Consider the following 20,076-nt stretch of genomic DNA (forward strand, 5'->3'; position numbering starts at 1 on the left):
ACGATGGGGCAGCTGCGTCATCAGCGCGCGATCGAACACTTTAACCAACTGAGGAGTTACGCCGTGAACAAGACCAAGAAACTTCACACACTCTCGCGCCGTTCGGTTGTTGCAGGGATTGGCGCAGCAAGCGCCCTGACCCTCACCGGTGGCAGAGCCCGCGCACAAGATCTGATCCCCGTGAAAGTCACCACAGCACTGCGCCTCGCCAACTACACCCCGGCTTATGCGGCATTGCGCGAAGGCATTTTTCAGAAACACGGTTTGGACGTGGAAATTTCATCGGCAAGCTCGGTGGCCGAACCGATCTCGATCTTGAATGCTGGCCGCGCAGAATTCGCCATGACCGGCACGGGCATGGCCGTCAATTCCGCCATAGAGGGCGCTGACACACAGGTGATCGCCAAAATGGCGGGCGCAATCGGTCTGTGGTTCATTTCCAAGCCCGGTGTGACGATCAATTCCCTCGATGATCTGCGTGGTAAGACCATTGCCTCCTATCGCTTCCCCTCCAACACAGTTTCATCGCCAACCTACGCCATGCAATCAGCGGGCGGGTTCGATCCAAGCGAGGCTGGTGTGAAATTCATGGAAGGCCCCTTTGGCTCAATCATTCCAACGGTCCTGAACGGGCGCGCGGATGTGGGCTGTGCCTTTGAATGGGACGCCAGCATTGCTGAAACCGTGCATGGATTGCAAGTATCGCTGCCTTTGGCGCAGGTCTTGGGACCAATCGCCTTTACCTCCACCATGGTGTCGCGCGCCTACGCCCAAAGCAACCCCGAGGTCGTGCAAGCCTTTGTAAGTGCCCTGGCCGAAAGCATGGCGCTTTTGCACGCGCAGCCCGATATCTATCGTCGCGTGTCTGCTGCAGAATTCGATCAGGTCCCGTCTGAAGCGGTCGCTGCAGGCACAGATCGCCTGTTGGGAACCGAGGGCGTTGTTCCGCGCAACCCGTTGGTGACACGACAAGAATGGGACGCGATTATGGCCCATGATCTGGCGGCGGGCACCATCCGGGGAGAGGGCGCTTTCGAGGACATGGTGGATATGTCTTTCGCTCAGGCCGCAACCGACGTCCTTGCCAACAGCAACTAAAGTGTTGCGCCTTTGAGCCAGAGCCAAAGGCGCAACGCAATAAGCCAAGCAAACTTCAAACTCAGGGGCGCCGGTGATGCGTTTGTCTACCTTCAAGTATTTGCCCGGTCAGCTCGCCTTGGCGATGTTGATTTTCGGGCTTTGGGAAATCGCGGTAAAGGCTGGTTATTTGTCTGCGTACCTTTACGGGTTTCCATCGGGCATCGCCGCCCGCGCCTATGACCTGACCATGTCGGGCGAGATTTTTGGTCATGCCGCTGTGACTGCGTTGGCGGCCGTCATCGGCTTTGTCATCGGCAGCACTTTGGGCAGTTTTTTGGGCCTAAGCCTTTGGCTAAACGAAACGGTGGCCAAGATCGTGCGCCCCTTCATCGTGGCAATCAACGGCGTGCCGAAAATTGCCTTTGCGCCTTTGATTATCGTTTGGTTCGGGATTGGTATCGAGTCAAAGATCGCGATTGCCGCCGCACTGACCTTAATCGTTAGTCTGATTGCGACGTATAATGGCACCTTGGAAACGGACAAGGATTTGCTGAGGTTGATGCGCTCGCTGGGGGCGACACGTTTGCAGATGTGGCGCACGGTCGTTGTGCCTGCCGCCGTACCTTGGATGTTGTCGGCACTGCGGTTGAATGTGGGCTTTGCGTTGATCGGCGCGGTTGTCGGCGAATACATTTCTTCGCAATCGGGGCTTGGCTATCTCGTCTACTATTCGGGGGTCCTCTATGATCTCAATGGGGTCTGGGTGGGCATCATCGCCCTGATGGTTGTGGCGCTATTGATGGACAGAACCGTTACCGAACTGGACCGGAGGATGCGTTGGTGAGCGATTTTACCCCCCTTGAAACCAAAGATCTGTCTGTCACTTTCAATCCGGGCAGTGAAAACGAAGTTGTCGCGTTCAGCGATATCAATTTCAGCCTGAAACCTGATGAGATTTTGGCCATCGTTGGCCCATCTGGTTGTGGTAAATCAACTTTGTTCAATGTGATTGCGGGCCTCCAGCCCGCTACCGAGGGCGAGGTGTACGTTGATGGCACCCGTGTGCTCGAAGCGCGGGGCCAGGTCGGTTACATGTTGCAAAAGGACATGCTGCTGCCTTGGCGCAACGTGCGTGACAATGTTGCGCTTGGCCTCGAAGTCAAAGGGATGGCAACGGCTGAACGTTATGAAATTGCAGATCGACTTATCTCTTCTTACGGCCTCAAGGGGTTCGAAACCTCTAAACCCGGCACATTATCCGGCGGTATGCGCCAACGTGTGGCTTTCATGCGCACTCTGGCGCTGGACCCAGACGTTATTTTGCTGGACGAGCCTTTTTCGGCGCTGGATTTTCAGACGCGTACACTGTTGCAATCCGAAGTGCTGGATATCATCGCCAAACAACGCAAGAGTGCGATCCTGGTCACCCATGACATCGGGGAGGCTGTGACGATGGCCGACCGAGTGATGGTGCTAAGTCGCCGTCCGGGACGGATTAAACACATGATTGACATTGATCTTAGCCGAGAAGAACGCGACCCAGTAATGCTGCGGAGTAATACCAAATACCAAGAGTATTTTCAGCTTTTGTGGGCTGAACTCGATATTTGACCGGGCGTGAATAAGACGGGGAGTTTCTCTAAGGGACGAATTCTCAAGAGCCGTTGCGCGGGTTTCCGCTATCTTTTTTTCATCAATTCTTCCCTGACTGCCTCAGTCGGCCTCCATCCGAGACACTTTCTGGGTGCGCTCTTCAGGCAGTCGCAAAGCGCCCTTAATACTGCGATTTAAAAGCGCGCCAAGCTGGGTTTCGCTGGGTAAGTAGTGGCGGGCCCGTTTTTAAGAATTTCGATGGGTCCTGCTGCCAAGGTGCTTGCGGGCCGCACAAACCGCTATAGGTGCCGATGCCGGACTTGATCTTGCGCCAGGTTCAAAACTCAAACCCACGATCGAAGGTGATGGATTTACAAACTCGCTGGGGCCGGGGCACCCTGACATCCATCAGTAGTGAATGAAGTGCGTTGAACTTCAGTCTTTATTGCGGCACAGGATAACAAATCAAGTCGCCCGCTCCACCAGACAGGCGACGTTCATGACGCCCTAAGAGCATTCGGCGCTCTAGACATAGGTTCAGATTGTCGCTTGGCTCACCCGGATTGACTAACCAAGGTTTCTAATCTGTCTTCCGATTTACCCTATGGCCTAAAAGAGCACTTGGCGCCGCAAAAAAGCGTGACAGGGCCAGTTAGGGTGATCCATAGGCCGCCATTGTTACGCCCGATTGTACGGTCGAAAAGGGAGCAGTTTATACTCCCCTAGTATGTCGCCACTGGCAGGCGCAGTGCAAAGGGTGCTTCTGCATGACGTGCGACGTCCTACAATTTAAGGCTATCTTCAATAGCTCGCCTGCGTCTTCAAAAAAGTGCTTTTGGCAGCCATGTCGCCAGATCCGGCAGTAGCCATATCAACGTGATGCCCACAATCTGCAGACAGATGAACGGTAGCACGCCTGCATATATCTGGCCGGTAGAGATTTCATCCGGGGCCACGCCGCGCAGATAGAACAGCGAAAAGCCGAAGGGCGGCGTCAGGAACGAGGTCTGCAGGTTGATCGCAATCAATACGCCCAGCCAGATCGGATCATGACCCAGTAAGATCAGCGACGGCGTGATCAGCGGCAGCACAATCACCGAGATTTCGACGAAATCCAGAAAGAAGCCCATGATGAAAATCACTATCATGCAAAAGACCAGCGCGCCGTTGGCCCCGCCCGGCATTTCGGCCAGAATGCCCGCCACGCGTTCCTCGCCGCCCAGTCCGATAAAGACAAGGCTGAAGAACCCGGCGGCAATGATCGTTGCAAAGATCATCGAGGTCATGGTCATGGTCGATTTCACCGCCTCTTGCACCACCTGCTTTTGCAGTGCGGCGCGCAAGGCCAGCAGTACCGACAGCCCGCCAGCCACCGCAAGCCCGGCATAGAAAATGCCAAGCACATATGCGCCCGAGCTCAGGTCGCTACGCTGAAACCGCACCGGAAAGGCACCCGCCAGAATACCCAGCGCGATCAGGGCAACCGTGCCCAGCAGGATGATGCGTGGGGCGATGCCAATGCGATAGCCGGTCATCAACAGCGCACCGACAGCGCCGACTGATGCGGCCTCGGTCGGGGTGGCGATGCCGCCCAGAATGGTGCCCAGCACGGCGAAAATCAGCAGGACAGGCGGGATCACCGCGCCGACGACCTCGCGCCAGTCGGGTTTGGCGATGTCAAGGGGCGCAGGGGGTATGTCCTGCGGGCGCAGCCATCCGCGCGCCACGATATAGATCAGGTAAAGGCAGACCAGCACCAAGCCGGGGGTTACAGCAGCGGCGAAAAACTGGCCGACCGACAGCGCCTCGACCGAAAACTTGCCCTGTTCGTACTGCGCCTGCTGGAACGAGGTGGACATTACGTCCGCCAGAATGATCAGCAGGGTCGAGGGCGGAATAATCTGCCCCAGCGTGCCAGCCGTGCACACGATGCCCGATGCGACCCGCGCGTCATATCCGGCGCGCAGCATGGTGGGCAGGGCAATCATCCCCATCGCCACCACGGTCGCCCCGACAATGCCGGTTGACGCTGCCAGCAACGTGCCGACCAGCACGACCGAAATGCCCAAGCCTCCGCGCAACTGCCCGAACAGCCGGCCCATCGTGTCCAAAAGCCCTTCCGCAATGCGGCTTTTTTCCAGCAAAGCGCCCATCAGTACGAACAGCGGAATGGCGATCAAGACGGGGTTGGTCAGAACGCCAAACACCCGTTGGCCCAACGCGCCCAGCAGGGTGATGTCCATTTGCCCCAGCATCCAGCCCAGATAGGCAAAGATCACGGCAACCCCCGCGATGCTGAACGACACAGGGAACCCAAGAAGGATCGCACCCATGAGGGCTGCGAACATGATAAGGTCGAGATATTCGATCATCAGGTCTCTTTCACGGCCAAAAGGCGGATCAACAGGGCTAGGGATTGCAGCATCACGAGGACACAAAAGGCGGGCATCAGGGATTTCAGCAGGAACACCGCCTCGATCCCGCCCACGGAAATTGGGCCTTCAAGGATCGCCCATGAATTGCGCACCGACGGCCACGACCAGTAAATCAGTGCAATCATCGACGGCATCAGCAGGAACAGATGGCCGAAAATGTCGATCCGGCGGCGTGTCTTTGGCGTTGCCTTGGCATAGAACACGTCCACCCGCACATGCTTGTCGACCAGCAGCGTATAGCCCGCCGCCAGCATGAACAGCGCGGCGTGCATATAAAGAACACTTTCCTGCAACGCGATGGAATTCACGCCGAACGCATAGCGCCCGACAACGATGGTGAACTGCACCAGCATCATGGCCAGCGCCAGCCAGCGCACCAAATGGGCGACACCGATGTTTACCTTGTCCAAGGCGTTTGCCAGTTGCTCCATCACCTGCCCCCGATGCGAAAGGTCACGAAGGGCGCAGCCATCGCTGCGCCCTTGTTCGATAGGTCTTAGTACCCCATGACCAGATTACGTGCGTTCATCTGACCGTTGTCAGCATAGACCATGTATTTACCGACCGATGCACGATAGGCCACGAAGCTTTCGGTGATCCGTTTGACCAGCTCGTCATCGTCATTGCGCAGATCGTCGATGACCTCGGCGGCGGCTTTGCCCATGCCGGTGATGACGTCTTCGGGGAACATTTTCACCTGAACGCCGTGCTCGGCCACCATCGCTTGCAACGACAGGGCGTGCTTGGTGGTGTATTCGGTCCAGACCTGATTATACAGGCTGTCACAGGCCGCTTGCACAACCTGTTTCAGGTCGTCGGGCAGGTCGTTGAACACGTCTGCGTTGACGCCGCATTCCTCGGCCGACGATGGCTCGCCCACGCCGGGCCAGTAATAGTTCTTGGCGACCTGGTAATAGCCAAGCGCGCTGTCGGTCCAGGGGCCGATAAATTCGCCCGCGTCCAAAGCGCCGGTTTGCAGGGCCTGGAACATGTCCGGGCCGCTCATCGCCTCGGCCGCCATGCCCATTTTGGCCGCCATTTCGGACGCCAGACCCGTGGTGCGGAACTTCATGCCTTTCAGGTCTTCGGCCGAGTTCACTTCGTTGCGGAACCAACCGCCCCATTGCGGGCCAGAGTTGCCGCACAGGAAAGGCTTGATGCCAAACCGGCCATACATTTCGTCGTAAAGTGCCTGACCGCCGCCATGCACCATCCAGCCGACTTGCTCGTCCGCGCGCAGGCCAAAAGGTTGCGAGCCGAACAACAGTATACCCTTGGATTTCGACCCCCAATAGGCGGGAACAGCGTGATACAGCTCGGCGGTGCCTTCGCTGACCGCGTCAAAGACGCCGCGACCGGGCACAAGCTCTCCGGCAGGGAAAAGTTTGACCTCGATCCGGCCCCCCGACAGGGTCGTGATCCGGTCGGCCAGTTGTTGTGCGGCCACGCCCGGCCCAGGCAGGTTCTTGGGCCACGCGGTGACCATCTTCCACTGGCGCTTGTCCTGCGCGATGGCTGGGGTTGCCAGTGCCGTTGCTGCGGTGCCGATAGCACCCGTGGTCAGAAATGTCCGTCTTTGCATGCGCCTCTCCTCCAATCAGGCAGTTGCGACCTTGGCGTTGGCTGAAGCCATCCTTTGGTCAAATCCGTGCATAAAGCTATTATGTAAATACATAATAGAGTCAATCATTACGGCGAGAAAACCCGGTCAAGCCAGCAATCCTCTCGCAATGATTGTGCGCTGGATCTCGGATGACCCTTCATAGATGCGGAAAATCCGCAGATCGCGCAGGTAGCGTTCCAGCGGGAAATCGCGGGTATAGCCATAGCCGCCGTGAATTTGCAGCGCCCGGTCAGCAATCCGCCACGCGGCTTCGCTGGCATACAGCTTGGCAAAGGCGGATTCGCTGGAATAGCGCACGCCGGTCCCGCGCAGGGTCGCCGCCTGCATCGCCAGCGCGCGGGCGGCGGCCAGTTCGGTGGCACTGTCGGCCAGCATCCATTGCAGCCCTTGGAAGTCCGCAATCGCATGGCCGCTGACCTGCCGTTCCTTGGCATAGGAAATCGCGGCCTTCAGCGCGGCGTCGGCAATGCCGGTGGCCTGTGCAGCGACTTCGATCCGGCCATTGTCCAGAACCTTCATTGCAGTACGGAACCCCGTGCCTTCGGCGCCCAGACGGTTTTCGTCCGGCACCCAGCAATCAAAGCTGATGCCAAACACATGCCCGCCCTTCAGGCCCATCGTTTTTTCATTGGGCGCGACGGACACGCCGTCGATTTTCTTCGGTTCAACAATAAAAGCGCTGACACCGCGTGCACCGGCGGCGGGGTCGGTCTTGGCATAGACCACCATGAAATCCGCCGCGCCCGCGTTCGAGATAAAGCACTTGGACCCTTTGATCCGATATCCATCGCCTTCGCGCTTGGCCGTCGTGCGCATGTCGGCGGGGTTCGATCCGGCCTGCGGTTCGGTCAGGGCAAACGCGCCCAACGACGTGCCCGCCGCGGCATCGGGCAGAATGCGGGCCTGCAAATCGGCATCCGCCCCCAGAAGCAGCGAATCCGTGGCCAGAAAATGCGCCGTCAGCATGGATGCGGTGGACCCACAGGCGCCCGCGATCGCCTCGACCGCCGCATACAGCGCGGGGCCGGACAGGCCGATCCCGCCGTGGTCTTCCGGCAGGTTCAGACCCAACAGGCCCATGTCCGCCATCGCGTCCAGATGGAGGGTGGCGAACAGCGCCTCTTCGTCGATCTGCGCCGCTTTCGGGGCCAAAACCTCGGTCGAGAACCGTTCGATCTGCGCGACCAGCGCGCGTTCGTCGTCGCTCATGGGATAGGTGGTCATGCGCGTTGCTCCTTGTTCAACAAATTCAGAATATCGCCTGCATCAGCATTCAGGGCCGGGGCCGGCTTGCGCCCGCCGCGCCCTGCGCCGTTAAAATGCACCGGCTGTTCAGGGACGTTCAGAACGCCCAAGTCGGGATGCGTGACCGTGGACGCCAACCCGCGCTCCACTGCTTGAGACGACGCCCAAGCCTGTGCCACAGATTGAATGGAGGATGCCGGAATACCTGCCGCTGACAGGTGGTGCACCACCTGATCCACCGGCAAGGAACCTGCCCACTGGTCGATATACTCGGCGAGCGCAGGTTCGTTCTCGCGGCGCAGAGGATCGCTGGTAAACCGCGCGTCCTGTACCAGTTCGGGCTGGCCGATCACGTCGCAGAAGGTGGCAAACAGCCGGTCGTTCAGAACCGCCAACGCGAAATGCCCGTCCGCCGCCGGATAGGTGCCAAAGGGCGCGGACAGCGGGTGGCGGTTGCCGGTGCGCGCCGGGGTCTCGCCGCCCATCAGGGTGCGGCAGGCCAGAATGGGCATCATCGACACCAACCCGTCAAACAGCGCCACATCCACATGACGCCCCAGCCCGGTGCGGCTGCAGTCAAACAGGGCAACCATTGTGCCCCAAGCGGCGAACAGGCCACCGGCCACGTCGCCCAAAGCCTCGCCCACCATCGTCGGTGCACCGTCGGGTTCGCCGGTGGCGTCCATCAACCCGCTCATCGCCTGCACGATGATGTCATAGGCGGGTTTTTTGGTGTTTGGCCCGGTCTGCCCGAAGCCGGACACGGACACGTAAACCAGATGGGGAAAATCCTTGGCCAGCGCGTCATAGCTCAGCCCCAGCTTCTCCATCACGCCGGGGCGGAAGTTCTCGATCAGCACGTCGCAATCTGCCAGCAACGCCTTGACCGTCGCAATCGCGTCGGGCGATTTCAGGTCCAGCGCAATTGACCGCTTGCCCCGGTTGATTGCCTGAAACAACAGGCTTTCCCCGTCCTTGAACGGGCCGATATGGCGGTAATCGTCGCCGTGGGCGGCTTCGACCTTAATCACATCCGCGCCCAGATCGGCCATCAATGCGGTGCAGTATGGACCCGCCAGAACGCGGGTGAAATCAAGCACGCGCACCCCGCTGAGGGGTTGGGGCGTTTGGCTGTTGGGGGGCTGAGTGGGCATATGATCCTCCGGGTTTGATCGGTTGAGCATAGGCACGGTCATGATATAAGCAGAAATACAAATTATTGATAGAGCGATAAATGCAAGCTATACCCGTCAGCCTTCGCCAGATCGACTATGTCATTGCCGCCGCGGACACCGGCAGCACCGCCGCCGCCGCGCGGGTGTTGAACGTGTCGCAACCGTCAGTGTCGCTGGCGATTGCCAAGGTCGAGGAACACTTTGGCCGCCCGCTGTTTGCCCGCAGCGCAGGCCAAGGCATTGCCCCCACCGCGTTCGGGCTGCGCAAACTGGGCGCCTTGCGCAGCCTGCGCGCACAGGCGCAATCGGTGCTGGATCACAAAGACAGCGGGGCCGAGGTGCTGAACCTTGGCGTCTTTTCCACCCTTGGCCCACGCTATGCGCCCGCCTTGGTGGGCAGCTTTCAGAAAGTCGCGCCCGACGCCCGGATCGCACTGCACGAAGGCGATCTGGACCGTCTGACGCGCTGGCTGGAAAACGGGCGCATCGACCTCGCATTGATCTATGATTTCGGCCTGCCGTCGTCGCTTAAGATCACACCGCTGGCCGATGTGCGGCCCTTTGGGCTGGTTGCGCGGGCGCACCCTTTGGCGGGGCGCGGGACGGTTGCGATGGCGGATTTGCTGACCGATCCGCTGATCCTGATGAACCTGCCGCACAGCCGCAATTACTTCCTGACGCTGGCGCAGATGAACGGCATCCGGCCGCGCATCGCACATGAAACAAGCTCGGTCGAGATGTTGCGGGCGATGGTTGCCAATCACATGGGTGTGGGGCTGGTTGCCACCGATATTGCGCAGGATACGGCCTGCGACGGTCAACCCGTCACGCGGCTGGAACTGTCAGACCCGCTTGTGCCGCATCGCATCGCGCTGGCCCGTGCGCCGCATCCGCATACCGCGTCACTGGTGGCCGCGTTTCAGGATCATGTGGCAAGCGCCTTCAACCCCTGACACGCTATGTCTGGCCTTTTACGCCTTATGTCTATATCTTTTGAGAAAATCCGCCGGGATCACCCGGAACCGCACGGTCGAAAGGCACAGCATGTCCATAACCTATCGCGAGGTGAAAGCCGATATCCTGCGCCAGATCACACAAGGCGAACTTGCCCCCGGCAGCTCGATGCCGAACGAGGTTGATCTGGCCGCAAGCTATGGCTGCGCGCGGGCGACTGTCAATCGGGCAATGCGCGAATTGGCGGATGACGGCATCATCGAACGCCGCCGCAAAGCTGGCACGCGGGTCAGGCTGAACCCGATCCGGCAGGTGCGGCTGAACATTCCGATCGTCGGGCAAGAGATCGAGGAACTGGGCGCGGCCTATCGCTATGCGTTGGTGCACGGTCAGGCCGAACCCGCCCCGAACTGGCTGCGCGCGCGTATGGCGTTGAAGCGTGACGACCGGGTGTTGCATCTGACCTGCATGCACTATGCCGATGGCGCGCCGTATCAGCACGAGGATCGCTGGATCAATCTAGACGCTTTGCCCGAGGCTGAACAGCATGATTTCTCGGATATCGGTCCCAACGAATGGCTGGTGTCGACCGTGCCGTTTACCGAGGCGCAGATCAGCTTTCACGCCGTTCAAGCCGACGCCACTATCGCGGATTATCTCGACTGCACCGAAGGCGATGCCCTGTTCCAGGCCGAGCGCATGACGTGGCTTGAGGGGCAGACGATCACTTTTGTGCAATTGACCTATCGCCGCGGCCACCGTCTGACGATGCAATACTGACCGCGTGAAAAAGCCTGCGCGGAGTGCTCCGCACAGGCCATTGGTTACTTGCCCCAAGATGGGTAAACGCCCTGAATCAAAGGATTCCCGGCAGGTTCAAACCATTCTCGCGGGCGCAGTCTTTGGCGTCGTCATAGCCCGCATCGGCGTGGCGCATGACGCCCGTGGCCGGGTCGTTCCACAAGACACGCTCGATCCGGCGGTCTGCATCTTCAGTGCCGTCACAGCAGATCACCATGCCCGAGTGTTGACTGAAACCCATGCCGACGCCGCCACCATGGTGCAGTGAAACCCAGGTTGCGCCAGATGCGGTATTGAGCAGCGCGTTCAGTAGCGGCCAGTCCGACACCGCATCCGAGCCATCCAGCATCGCCTCGGTTTCGCGATTGGGCGATGCGACTGAGCCTGAGTCCAGATGGTCGCGTCCGATTACGATCGGGGCTTTCAACTCGCCATTGCGCACCATTTCGTTGAACGCCAGGCCCAGCTTGTGACGCACGCCCAGACCGACCCAGCAAATCCGCGCGGGCAGCCCCTGAAACGCGATCCGCTCGCGCGCCATATCCAGCCAGTTGTGCAGGTGGCTGTCCTCGGCCAGGATTTCCTTCACCTTGGCGTCGGTCTTGTAGATGTCTTCCGGGTCGCCCGACAGGGCCGCCCAACGGAACGGACCGATGCCACGGCAGAACAGCGGGCGGATATAGGCGGGCACGAAGCCGGGGAAGTCGAATGCATTGTCCAGCCCCTCTTCCAGCGCCATCTGGCGGATGTTGTTGCCGTAATCGACGGTCGGAATACCGGCGGCATGGAAATCAACCATCGCCTTGACCTGCACCATCATCGAGGCACGCGCGGCCTTTTCAACAGCTTTTGGGTCGCTTTCGCGCTTTTCGCGCCATTGGGCCATCGTCCAACCCTGCGGCAGATAGCCGTTTACGGGATCATGGGCACTGGTCTGGTCGGTGACGATATCAGGGCGGATGCCGCGCTTGATCAACTCGGGATACACATCGGCGGCGTTGCCCAGAAGCGCGACCGATTTGGCCTCACCGGCAGCGGTCCAGCGTTCGATCATCGCAAGCGCCTCGTCCAGACTGTCGGTCTTTTCGTCCACGTAGCGGGTGCGGAGGCGGAAGTCGATGCTGTCGGGGTTGCATTCGACCGCCAGACAGCAGGCCCCGGCCATCACAGCCGCCAGCGGTTGCGCCCCGCCCATGCCACCCAGACCGCCGGTCAGGATCCACTTGCCCTTCAGGTCGCCACCGTAATGCTGACGCCCCGCTTCGACAAAGGTCTCATAGGTGCCCTGCACGATACCTTGCGAGCCGATATAGATCCAGGAACCCGCTGTCATCTGGCCATACATCGCCAGACCCTTCTTATCCAGCTCGTTAAAATGATCCCACGTCGCCCAATGCGGCACGAGGTTTGAGTTGGCGATCAGAACGCGCGGCGCATCCTTGTGCGTCGGGAACACCCCGACAGGCTTGCCTGATTGCACCAGAAGGGTCTGGTCTTCTTCCAGGTCCCGCAAGGTGGCGACGATCTTGTCGAAATCGTCCCATGTGCGCGCGGCGCGCCCAATGCCGCCATACACAACCAGCTCATGCGGGTTTTCGGCCACGTCGGGGTGCAGGTTGTTCATCAACATCCGCAGGGGCGCTTCGGTGGTCCAGTGCTTGGCCGTCATTTCGGTGCCGGTTGCGGGATAGATGTCGCGGGTGTTCTTGCGCGGATCGCTCATGATGTTCCTTTCAGATCAGGTGCCAGATCGGCCAGAGTTGTCAGAATGGTTTTCAAATACCCGCGCAGCCGCGCGGATTTTTCGGTGTCATAGGTCCAGGGCGCAGCCTCGTCCTTCAGATAGGTGCTTTGTGCCAGCTCCATCTGAATTGCGTGCAGCCCGTCCGCCGGTCGTCCGTAATGGCGCGTTGTCCAGCCGCCCTTGAAGCGGCCGTTGGTGACGCTGGAATAGCCCTCTGCCATCTCGCACAGGTTCTGAACAGCGGCTTCGATCTCTGGGGCGCAAGTGGTGCCCAGATTGGTGCCAATGTTGAAATCGGGGAGCGTGCCGTCGAACAGAAACGGGATGTGCGACCGGATCGAGTGGCAATCATACAGGATCGCAACCCCGTGCAGGTCACGCACCCGCTCAAGCTCGGCCTCAAGGGCTTCGTGATAGGGTGCATGGAAGGCTTGGCGACGGGCCTCGACCTCATCCTTGGTGGGGGGTGTGTTCCAGATATCCTGCCCGTCGAAATCGGTCAGCGGCACCAGCCCGGTGGTGTTCTGACCGGGATAGAGCGATACGCCCGATGGGTCGCGGTTGGCGTCGATCACGTAACGATGGAAGGTTGCGCGGACCGTGGTCGCGCCGGGCAGCAGCCCGTCATAAAGCGTGTGGATGTGCCAATCCGTGTCGTCCAGCCCCTGCCCCCGCGCGTTCAGCCGCGCCTTGATGTCGGCGGGCACGTGTGTGCCAGTATGGGGCAGGCCCAGCACGATGGGGCTGTCGCCCCGGTGGATTTCAACGGGGGTCATGGGTGAAGCTCCGGCATGTGGGTGTTTGTGGCGGCCACAATCGCGTTTGATGCGATCAGCGCTGCCGCTTTTTCCAAGTCAGGCGCAAGGTAACGGTCGTCGCCCAGCGTTTCGACCTGTTCGCGCACGGCGGCGATCACGGATGCCAGCGGCGCACTTGTCTCCAGCGGGGCGCGGAATTCGACACCCTGCGCGGCGCACAGAAGCTCGACGCCAAGGATACGTTCCAGATTGGCGACCATGCGCGACAGGCGCACCGCGCCGTGGGCGGCCATGCTGACGTGATCTTCCTGATTGGCCGAGGTGGGCGTTGAATCCGTCACGCAGGGGTTGGCCAGATGCTTGTTTTCGCTCATCAACGCGGCGGTGGTCACTTCGGCAATCATATAGCCCGAGTTCAGCCCCGGATTGGGCGTCAGGAACGGCGGCAGATCGTGGCTGAGCACCGGATCCACGATCAGGGCAATCCGACGCTGCGCAATCGCGCCGATCTCGGCAATTGCCAGCGCGATCATGTCAGCGGCAAAGCCCACGGGTTCGGCGTGGAAGTTCCCGCCCGAGACAATCAGCCCGGCTTCGCTCAGCACCAGCGGGTTATCGGTGGCGGCGTTCGCCTCGATCTCTAACGTGCGCGCCGCCATGCGCAGCATGTCCATCGCAGCCCCCGTCACCTGCGGCTGGCAGCGGATGCAATAGGGGTCTTGCACGCGCGTATCGCCTTCGCGGTGGCTTTCGCGAATGACCGAGCCATCCAGAAGCGCGCGCATGGTCGCGGCGGCTTCGATCTGGCCTGCATGGCCGCGTAAGCTGTGAATTTCGGGTTGCAACGGCGCGGTCGATCCCATGATCGCGTCCGTGGACATGGCCGATGTGACCAAAGCCGAGCACATCGCCCGCCACGCGCCAAAAAGGCCGATCAGGGCATAGGCGGTGGTGAATTGCGTGCCGTTGATCAGGGCCAGCCCCTCTTTCGCGCCCAGCACGATGGGGGTCAGGCCTGCGCGGCGCAACGCCTCGGCCCCCGGCAGAACCTTGCCTTCGAACGTCGCTTCGCCGTGGCCGATCATTGCCGCTGCCATATGCGCCAGCGGTGCCAGATCGCCGGACGCGCCGACCGATCCCTGCACCGGGATCACCGGCGTGACGCCCTGCGCCAGCATCCCTTCCAGCAGTTCGACCAGCTCCATCCGCACGCCGGACGCACCGCGCCCCAGCGACAGCAGTTTCAGCGCCATCATCAGGCGGGCGTGGGGTTCGGGGATCGCCTCGCCCACGCCGCAGCAATGGGACAGGATCAGGTTGCGTTGCAGGGTGGCAGTGTCGGACGGGTCAATCTTGACCGAGGCCAGTTTGCCAAAGCCGGTGTTCACGCCGTAAACCGCGTCCGTCCCATTGGCCGCGTCAGCAATCTGTGCCTGCGCCGCACGGATGCCGTCATGGCAGGCCGGATCAAGGCGCACGGCAAGCCCGTCGCGCCAGATCATTTCCAGATCGGCCAGATTGGTGGCGCCGGGTGTCAGGGTCAGTGTGGTCATGCGATTTCTCCGGTGATACGAAACGCCAACGGATTGAAGCCGATGCGATAAGACAGTTCTGCCGGTTCGGCGATGTCCCAAACGGCTAGATCAGCCACCTGACCGGGCGCAATCGTGCCCAGATCCGTCAGCCCCAGCGCGGCGGCGGCGTGTTGCGTGACGCCGCGCAGCGCTTCTTCTGGTGTCATGCGAAACAGGGTGCAGCCCATATTCATCGTCAGCAGGATCGAGTTCAGCGGAGAGGTGCCGGGATTCAAATCCGTCGCGAGCGCAATCGGCACCCCATGCTTGCGCAGAAGATCAAGCGGGGGCTGCTGGGTTTCACGCAGGGTGTAGAACGCACCGGGCAGGATCACGGCCACGGTGCCAGCGTCCGCCATCGCGCGCACGCCGGGTTCGTCCAGATACTCGATATGGTCCGCCGACAACGCGCCATAGCTTGCCGCCAATTTCGCGCCGCCCAGATTGGACAGTTGTTCGGCGTGCAGTTTCACCGGCAGGCCAAGGTCGCGGGCCACGTCAAACACGCGGCCGATCTGGGCGGGCTGAAAGGCGATGCCTTCGCAGAACCCGTCCACCGCATCCACCAGCCCTTCGGCGTGGGCGGCGCACAGAGCGGGGATGCAGACCTCGTCAATATAGTCATCGTCACGACCGGCATATTCGGCGGGCGTGGCGTGGGCGCCAAGGAAGGTGGTCTTGACGCGGATGGGGCGCTGGTCGGCAATCATCCGTGCGACACGCAGCATCCGAAGCTCAGTCTCCGTGTCCAGACCATAGCCCGATTTGATTTCGATGGTCGCCACGCCTTCGGCGATCAGCACGTCAACGCGGCGCAAGGCCTGCGCCAGCAACTCGTCCTCGCTGGCCGCGCGGGTGGCCGTGACGGTCGACACGATGCCACCCCCGGCGCGCGCGACTTCTTCATAGCTAGCCCCGTTCAGGCGCATTTCGAATTCGACCGCGCGGTCGCCGCCATGTACGATATGGGTGTGACAGTCGATCAGGCCGGGTGTCACCACGCGCCCGCCCAGCGACCGTTGATCCAGTCCGGCATAATCTGCTGGCACGTCTGTCTGAGGACCGACCCAAGCGATTTTGCCATCCTGAATGGCGATCGCTGCGTCGCGGATCATCCCATAGGGCGCATCGCCATGCGCCATGGTTGCTACGTGCAGATCGGTCAAAAGCTGGAGCATCGCCGTCACAAGATCGGTCCTTTTCGCGAAGTTTCGCCTTTTCTGGTATAATTTTATGTGCAATATGTCTATACATAAAATGAAATACACAGGATAAAAACCATGATCCACGCCCGTCAGGCCTTGCTCGCGTCCGGTTGGGCGCAGGATGTCCGCATCACCATTAAAGATGGCCGCATTGATCAGATCGCGCCCAATACGGCTGCCCAGACGGGGGACATGCGCGTTGATACGCTTCTGCCCGCCTTGGGCAACCTGCACTCGCACACGTTCCAGCGCGCGATGGCGGGCATGACCGAGCTGCGCAAGGCCGGGCGCGACAGTTTCTGGACATGGCGCAAGCTGATGTATCGCTTCATGGACCGCCTGACCCCGGAGCAGATCGAGGCCATCGCCGCGCTTGTGTTCGTCGAAATGCAGGAGGCCGGGTATGCCAGCGTGGGCGAGTTTCACTATGTCCACCACCAGCGCGGCGGCGCGCCCTATGATGCGCTGGCCGAATTGTCGCTGCGGGTGATGGCGGCGGCGGGCGAGACCGGCATCGGGCTGACCCATCTGCCGGTGCTGTATACCTATGGCGGGGCGGGCAAGGTGGCGTTGGCCGAAGGGCAGATGCGCTTTGGCAATGATGTCGACCGCTTTACCGATCTGGTGCAAGGGGCGCGTGCGGGGCTTTCCGCCCTGCCCGATGACGCCCGCGTGGGCATCGCGCCGCATTCGTTGCGCGCCACATCCCCCGACGATCTGGCCCGTGCGCTGGCGGATCATCAGGGCGGGCCGGTGCATATCCACATCTCGGAACAGCCCAAGGAAGTCGAGGACATCCAGAATTGGCTGGGCGCACGTCCTGTCGAGTGGCTTTTGGCCAATGCCCCCGTCGACGCGGGCTGGTGCCTGATCCACGCCACCCACATGACCGAGGGCGAGACCCGCGCGATGGCAGCCTCCGGCGCGGTCGCGGGCCTGTGCCCCATTACAGAAGCGAACCTTGGCGATGGCCCCTTCAACGGCCCCACCTTCCTTGGGGCTGGCGGCGCGTTCGGCGTCGGGTCGGACAGCAACGTCAATATCTCGCTGACTGAAGAACTGCGCACGCTTGAATATTCCCAACGTCTGCGCGACGTGGCACGCAACGTGATGGTAGTCCGCGAAGGCTCGGTCGGGGCAACGCTTTACACAGGTGCGGCCCGCGGCGGCGCGCAGGCTTTGGGCCGCGACGCGGGCGAGATTGCGCCGGGGCGTTTGGCAGATTTGGTCGCCATCGACAGCACTGACCCCACATTGTGCGCCCTGAAACCTGACCAGATCCTTGACGGTCTGTGTTTCGCGGCGAAAGACACCGTCATCACTGACCTGTGGTCTGCCGGGCGGCACAATGTGACTGGCGGGCGGCACATCGCGCGCGACGCGGTGGTCGCGCGGTATCGAAGTGCGGTCGCGGACCTGCTCGCCTCGCTTTAGTCTTTAGGGCGCAGGGTGATGGTCAGTGCGACCGCATCCTGCGCCAGATCGAAACGCAACGGCGCGTCGGTGCGGATCGCCGTGTCGCCCACGTCCAAAGCCTTGCCTTCCACCGACGCGGTGCCCGCGATCACATGCAGCACACAGGTCTGCCCGGCTTGCCCGACCTTATACGTGCCAGCATCGCGCAGGGTCTGCGCATCGCCTTCGCACCGCGCGGTGTCGAACATCAGGTTGAAATCACGGATCGGGCCTTGGGTCAGCGTGGCCGTGACGGGTGCCCCTCCGTCGAACCGCACGGGCTGCGCATAACCCGCCTGCAGATCGCCATCCGGCCCATGCAGCACCATGCCATCGCCCTGAATGACCGTCAGGATACGCGTCAGGCCCGGAAAGATGGAAAAAGCCCCGTCGCCATCCACATCCGCCATGCTCAGCCGCCACAAAGTGCCCGTTTTATCCTGTTCTTTGGCGATATTGCGTGTGATCCCGCCACCGTTTTTCCAAGGTGTTTCCACCAAGTCGCATTGCCGAAAAATCATGATCTCTCTACGCAAAACTCGCTTAAGCGCCTCATTTTTATTACTCTCACGCCGACAGAACCACTTCACGACGAGTCCCATTTTACTATTGAGGACGCTCTTGATCCTCACCAAGCGAATCCCAATCCGTCTGCAAGCTTCAGGGAAATATCGGTTGAATACAAGAAAGACACAGCCATTGACTGGAAGCCAATACCATCGACGTTAGGTCTCGTGCCAAGCTGGTCTCCATCGCAGATGCCAGCTTGAATCATGCTCAAAGCCTGATGTGAATCCCTTTTGTCAACAAGACCTAAGCCGGCAAACGATTGGCGACGTCAGCCTTTGCGTTTCTGATCATCTAGGCCATTCAGTGAATACCCTACCAAGGGCAGCTGGAGGGCGGCCAGAAAGCGGGGCCATCGTAGCTTCGGCCCGCTCCTCCCAAGTTTTGATGCCATCGAGATGGCGCACCGCGATCTGTATTGGGCGTCCCCTCGCCCCTCCCATAGCGAGCGGTGCAAATACGGCTCCTCTTCCATCCTCAGCGGCGATCCGACCGGGGGTGACAGCGGCCTCACTCAGGTCACCGACACACCAGTTCAGGTCCGTAGCCTCCACCAAAGCAAGCCGGTGCCGCCAGCTCCCCCCCCCCCCCCGCATCCGGTCGTCCAAGACCCCGAACTACCCAGTCACGCGAGCCAGATGTGCCGCACAACTTGCTTCTGCCCGCGTCCAGTCTGCCATGGTCGCCTCTTCGGACGGGGCGGCAGATAATCCGGCTCCGCTTCGGGCGGGCTTGCAGAAACCACAAAACCTAATCTGACGTCTCCTCCTCGGGCGCGGCAAGGGGGTCATCGCAATCGTCAAGGTAGCTGGGCTTTGGGAATCTATATAACCAAATAACGCTGATTGTGCGTGACCCAAGCGGTTTTCCGGGCCATCCCTTCGCCTTTTGCTCAGTGCGGGTACGTGCCCGCCGACCAACCATTTTCCAATGGGACCGTTCAAATCTCTGGGGTGCATCTCTGTTCTATTGATGTGAGGTTACCGTCCTGAAATCAAAATTTTGGGGGCAAGCATGCATTGGCGTATCACAGTGGAAGCGGTGGATCCCATCGGGGACGGGTACAGCAAGGAATTTCTCGTTGAAAAAAGTCTCGACGATCTGACAGAGGGACGCCTGGGCTGCTCCATTGAAGACGGAAAGACTATCATGGCTCAGATCCAGAAGGCCGTCGTTGAGCGAGAACTGGACCTATGGGTACGCTACCGCCGTGTTTGCCAGACCTGCGGAGGCAAGCTACCGATCAAAGACTATCAGAAGCGGACGATCTTGACGGTTTTTGGATCCGTGCCAGTAACTTATCCATGGCTACTCGTTTGCCAGAAGTGCAGCCCCTGGTCCAGCCTTACGCTGTCTCCCGCCACAGAAATCTGCCCCGATCGCGCGACCCCGGAACTGCTGGAGATCTCGGCAAGCTTGGGTGCACGAATGTCATACCGCGAAGCCTCGGACATCCTTTCGACGTTCCTTCCCTGTCATCTCTCGCGAAAATTCACCACACTCCGACATCGCACGCTTGCGATCGGAAAACGCGTTGACAACGCCGAGCGGAATCGGCTTTCGCACGAGAGCTTGAACTATCGGGATCGCGCGCAACTTGAGCTGAACATGGAGGGCGACAAAGCGCGGGAGATCATCTTCAGTGTCGACACCGCGCACATCCCTTTGTTCAAACGCTATGGCGGACGTACGTTCGAGGCAGTCGTCGGACATTGCGGTCGCGGTGGGCGCGGCGATACGCCGGGGCCGGTTTTAGCATTCGAGGGCACGCATCCGGCTGAATTGAAGCCAACGTGGCGGTCTCCTTGCAGACCACCTCAATGAGGTAGCCCTCGGCGAGCAAGTCGCGCAGTCCGTCTTCTGTAA

At 60.5% G+C, this 20,076-nt stretch carries 17 protein-coding genes and 1 pseudogene; 7 read left to right on the plus strand and 11 right to left on the minus strand.

Features of this window, described 5'->3' with window-relative positions:
- Window positions 1-63 precede the first annotated feature (63 nt).
- From IF204_RS19200 to IF204_RS19210, 3 genes are all read left to right on the plus strand, one after another.
- Window positions 64-1,098 carry an ABC transporter substrate-binding protein gene (locus tag IF204_RS19200; protein WP_322743314.1) on the plus strand — a complete coding sequence of 345 codons (1,035 nt, stop codon included), beginning with the start codon at window positions 64-66 and terminating at the stop codon, window positions 1,096-1,098.
- A 76-nt stretch (window positions 1,099-1,174) separates the two neighbouring features.
- On the plus strand, window positions 1,175-1,924 hold the full coding sequence (locus IF204_RS19205) for an ABC transporter permease (RefSeq protein ID WP_106268951.1): 750 nt from the start codon (window positions 1,175-1,177) through the stop codon (window positions 1,922-1,924).
- Window positions 1,921-2,691: an ABC transporter ATP-binding protein gene (locus IF204_RS19210; protein ID WP_245888657.1), complete on the plus strand. Its 771-nt coding sequence runs from the start codon at window positions 1,921-1,923 to the stop codon at window positions 2,689-2,691. The genes IF204_RS19205 and IF204_RS19210 overlap by 4 nt, the downstream gene beginning before the upstream one ends.
- 68 nt (window positions 2,692-2,759) lie before the next feature.
- Here the strand turns inward: IF204_RS19210 and IF204_RS20380 are convergent.
- From IF204_RS20380 to IF204_RS19235, 6 genes and pseudogenes are all read right to left on the minus strand, one after another.
- Window positions 2,760-3,180 (minus strand): annotated as a pseudogene (locus IF204_RS20380) (IS30 family transposase); the annotation flags it as partial.
- 314 nt (window positions 3,181-3,494) lie between these two features.
- Entirely contained in the window at window positions 3,495-5,045 is a 1,551-nt protein-coding gene (locus tag IF204_RS19215) for a TRAP transporter large permease (RefSeq protein WP_194098676.1), read from the minus strand.
- Window positions 5,045-5,539 (minus strand): TRAP transporter small permease subunit, encoded by a 495-nt coding sequence (locus IF204_RS19220; protein ID WP_194098677.1) that lies wholly within the window; start codon window positions 5,537-5,539, stop codon window positions 5,045-5,047. Before IF204_RS19220 ends, IF204_RS19215 begins: the two co-directional genes overlap by 1 nt.
- A gap of 65 nt (window positions 5,540-5,604) precedes the next feature.
- Window positions 5,605-6,690: a TRAP transporter substrate-binding protein gene (locus tag IF204_RS19225; protein ID WP_106268956.1), complete on the minus strand. Its 1,086-nt coding sequence runs from the start codon at window positions 6,688-6,690 to the stop codon at window positions 5,605-5,607.
- Between the two features lie 126 nt (window positions 6,691-6,816).
- Complete coding sequence (locus IF204_RS19230) at window positions 6,817-7,956, minus strand: acyl-CoA dehydrogenase family protein (protein ID WP_194098678.1); 1,140 nt, start codon at window positions 7,954-7,956, stop codon at window positions 6,817-6,819.
- The gene (locus IF204_RS19235) at window positions 7,953-9,131 is read right to left on the minus strand and encodes a CaiB/BaiF CoA transferase family protein (protein WP_194098679.1); all 1,179 of its coding nucleotides are present in this window, start codon (window positions 9,129-9,131) and stop codon (window positions 7,953-7,955) included. Before IF204_RS19235 ends, IF204_RS19230 begins: the two co-directional genes overlap by 4 nt.
- 80 nt (window positions 9,132-9,211) lie before the next feature.
- On the opposite strand from IF204_RS19235, the gene IF204_RS19240 reads away from it, so the two are divergent.
- Both IF204_RS19240 and IF204_RS19245 read left to right on the plus strand, forming a co-directional pair.
- Complete coding sequence (locus IF204_RS19240) at window positions 9,212-10,105, plus strand: LysR family transcriptional regulator (RefSeq protein WP_194098680.1); 894 nt, start codon at window positions 9,212-9,214, stop codon at window positions 10,103-10,105.
- A gap of 91 nt (window positions 10,106-10,196) precedes the next feature.
- Window positions 10,197-10,886 carry a GntR family transcriptional regulator gene (locus IF204_RS19245; RefSeq protein ID WP_137796050.1) on the plus strand — a complete coding sequence of 230 codons (690 nt, stop codon included), beginning with the start codon at window positions 10,197-10,199 and terminating at the stop codon, window positions 10,884-10,886.
- A gap of 76 nt (window positions 10,887-10,962) precedes the next feature.
- Here IF204_RS19245 and hutU read toward each other — a convergent pair whose 3' ends face one another.
- Genes hutU through hutI form a run of 4 tightly spaced genes read right to left on the minus strand, consistent with a single transcriptional unit; the run spans window position 10,963 to window position 16,161 of the window.
- Window positions 10,963-12,630, minus strand: coding sequence for a urocanate hydratase (hutU, locus tag IF204_RS19250; protein ID WP_194098681.1), 1,668 nt, complete (start codon window positions 12,628-12,630; stop codon window positions 10,963-10,965).
- Window positions 12,627-13,427, minus strand: coding sequence for an N-formylglutamate deformylase (gene hutG, locus IF204_RS19255; RefSeq protein WP_137796051.1), 801 nt, complete (start codon window positions 13,425-13,427; stop codon window positions 12,627-12,629). The genes hutU and hutG overlap by 4 nt, the downstream gene beginning before the upstream one ends.
- On the minus strand, window positions 13,424-14,962 hold the full coding sequence (hutH, locus tag IF204_RS19260; protein ID WP_194098682.1) for a histidine ammonia-lyase: 1,539 nt from the start codon (window positions 14,960-14,962) through the stop codon (window positions 13,424-13,426). Before hutH ends, hutG begins: the two co-directional genes overlap by 4 nt.
- A complete protein-coding gene (gene hutI / locus IF204_RS19265; RefSeq protein WP_194098690.1) occupies window positions 14,959-16,161 on the minus strand; it encodes an imidazolonepropionase in 1,203 nt (400 codons plus the stop codon). Before hutI ends, hutH begins: the two co-directional genes overlap by 4 nt.
- Before the next feature lie 102 nt (window positions 16,162-16,263).
- Between hutI and IF204_RS19270 the strand changes: the two genes are divergently transcribed.
- Window positions 16,264-17,622 carry a formimidoylglutamate deiminase gene (locus IF204_RS19270; protein ID WP_194098683.1) on the plus strand — a complete coding sequence of 453 codons (1,359 nt, stop codon included), beginning with the start codon at window positions 16,264-16,266 and terminating at the stop codon, window positions 17,620-17,622.
- Here the strand turns inward: IF204_RS19270 and IF204_RS19275 are convergent.
- Complete coding sequence (locus IF204_RS19275) at window positions 17,619-18,164, minus strand: HutD/Ves family protein (protein ID WP_025054163.1); 546 nt, start codon at window positions 18,162-18,164, stop codon at window positions 17,619-17,621. The two genes, IF204_RS19270 and IF204_RS19275, sit on opposite strands and share 4 nt — an antisense overlap.
- Before the next feature lie 1,060 nt (window positions 18,165-19,224).
- On the opposite strand from IF204_RS19275, the gene IF204_RS19280 reads away from it, so the two are divergent.
- On the plus strand, window positions 19,225-20,034 hold the full coding sequence (locus IF204_RS19280; RefSeq protein ID WP_194098684.1) for a hypothetical protein: 810 nt from the start codon (window positions 19,225-19,227) through the stop codon (window positions 20,032-20,034).
- The last annotated feature ends 42 nt before the right edge of the window (window positions 20,035-20,076 follow it).

Source organism: Marivivens aquimaris, assembly GCF_015220045.1.
Taxonomy (GTDB): Bacteria; Pseudomonadota; Alphaproteobacteria; order Rhodobacterales; family Rhodobacteraceae; genus Marivivens; species Marivivens aquimaris.